This window comes from Gardnerella vaginalis, assembly GCF_001546485.1.
Taxonomy (GTDB): domain Bacteria; phylum Actinomycetota; class Actinomycetes; order Actinomycetales; family Bifidobacteriaceae; genus Bifidobacterium; species Bifidobacterium vaginale_D.
On record NZ_KQ956882.1, the window covers coordinates 1 to 1,997 of the forward strand.

Sequence of the window (1,997 nt, forward strand, 5' to 3'; positions counted from 1 at the left end):
CCCAATGATTTCAAGCTCGGTCAAAGCGCTCAGAGCGTTAACGCAGTGCGCGATGCGCTTGGTTGAAGAAATCGTATTCGTACACACACGACGTCATGTACGCTTGAGCAGCAAGAACACGCTGTTCAGGTGAAGCTTTCTCAAAAGCATCTTCCACACACTCAATTGCCGTACGAACGCACGCGTCAAAGCCTTCCGAAGAATACATTTCAATCCAATCATAGTATGGGTTGCTAGGCTTCAACGCAGCAGCAAGCACATGACCAACTTCCTCATACAACCAATAGCAAGGAAGCACACTAGCCGCTGCCACTACATAATCCTCACCAAATGTCGAAGCAAGCAAGTGATTCACGTAAGCAAGCGTCACTGGCGAACAAACAGGTTGCATTGGTTGACCTGTTTTCTTAAACCAGCCACGATGCAGCTCAGACTCTGCCTCAATGCATCCTGCGGAACTTGACGACCAGTGCACACGCGCTTTATCATCATGTGCTTTAGCTCCGCAAGCCGCCAAAGCTCGCGAGTAGCGTTTCAAATATTCCGCATCCTGATTCAAATAGAAGTCAAACAAATCTTCATCCAAAGATCCGTCACCAAGCGCCTGAATAAACGGCATCCGCATAATATTATTATCGACATCAGCACTCGCGTTCCACAAAGCCGCAGTCCACTTACCAGCGGCAGCAATCCACGGTTTTCGCGCAACAGAATGAGCTGACACAACGCAAGTTTCAGGTTTCATGCCGTCTAAATCTCGCTCATTAATTTTCATGTGTTCCCATGGTGTTGCCGAAGAATCAAGCTCCATCCTATACTGACGTGCCGCGTGGTTCACCGGCCCATGCCCCTTGCCAACATGCAAATCCGCTCCATGCGCAATCGCTTCATTAAGCCAATGCGTAGTCCAAGATAATGCTTCCGCAACGGTTTCATGATCCTCAAGCTTTTTCCCTTCTCGAAGCGCTAAACCAACGCGAGCCGCTAGAGACGACGAAAGCGAGCAGCCTGTGCCGTGCGTTGTGGAAGTATCGACGCGTGGCGAAGGAACGTGAATCTCGGTACCGTCTGGGAAAACTGCCGTATTCCCAGCGTCCGTGCCGGTTAAGTGACCACCTTTCACGATTACCACGGTGTTGTTGTCGGCAGCCCAACGGCGAGCTTGTGCGCACGCTTCAGTAAAGCTGGTTGCAGGCTGTTGCTCACACAGCACAGCAAGTTCAGGAATATTTGGCGTAATAATATCCGCTTTTGCAGCAAATTGACGCAATGCTTCTTCAGCTGATTGTTTCAGCAGACGATCACCAGAAGTAGCTACCATCACAGGGTCGAGTACGATTACTGGCACGGGATGCGATTCAAGCCAGTCGCGCACAAGTTCAATGTATGGCTTGTCTCCAAGCATGCCTAGTTTAACAGCATCAATGTGTACGTCGTCAAATACGGCTTCGAGTTGTGCGCGTAGGAACGAGGTTGGCGGAGTGTAGACTTCGCGCACACCGCAAGTGTTTTGCGCAACTAGGTCGGTAGTTACGCACATGCCGAAGCCATGAGATGCCATGATTGATTTGAGGTCGGCTTGGATACCGGCACCACCCGTCGGATCTGTGCCAGCTATGGAGAGCACGCGCGGAATGATTGGATCGTCAAGTGACGGCAACGAGCTTTTTCGTGGAGTTGAGAAAGCTGTATTCGCGGTTGTATTCGCGGTTGTATTCACATTAGTAGCGTTTACTACGGAAGTGATTTTACTATCGGCGTTTGTTTGTGCAGGTATTGTCATTATGTTTCCCTTCGCTAGCACTATCTAGATCAGGTTCTGCGGATGTAATCTCAGCGTTTTTGCTTGTGAATTATCGCAGCATCGCGCACTCCGAACCATCTTCGACTATATCGTTCACACACTACTAACGTGGAGAATTTATCTCACGTTTACGCGATGACATGCTTGAGCGCAGCGATTGAGCGCGCGAAAGCAACTCGGAGCGCCGAGCTTG

At 50.0% G+C, this 1,997-nt stretch carries 1 protein-coding gene and 1 riboswitch; the gene reads right to left on the reverse strand.

From position 1 onward, the window contains the following. Positions 1-37 precede the first annotated feature (37 nt). A complete protein-coding gene (locus tag HMPREF3208_RS06175; protein WP_081091205.1) occupies positions 38-1,783 on the reverse strand; it encodes a bifunctional hydroxymethylpyrimidine kinase/phosphomethylpyrimidine kinase in 1,746 nt (581 codons plus the stop codon). Next, a riboswitch (TPP riboswitch) is annotated at positions 1,773-1,886 on the reverse strand. It overlaps the preceding gene by 11 nt. Positions 1,887-1,997 lie beyond the last annotated feature (111 nt).

What these genes read in the sequence shown, in the direction of transcription:
- HMPREF3208_RS06175 (WP_081091205.1), bottom strand. Translation starts at nt 1,783, where the DNA reads ATGACAATACCTGCACAAACAAACGCCGATAGTAAAATCACTTCCGTA.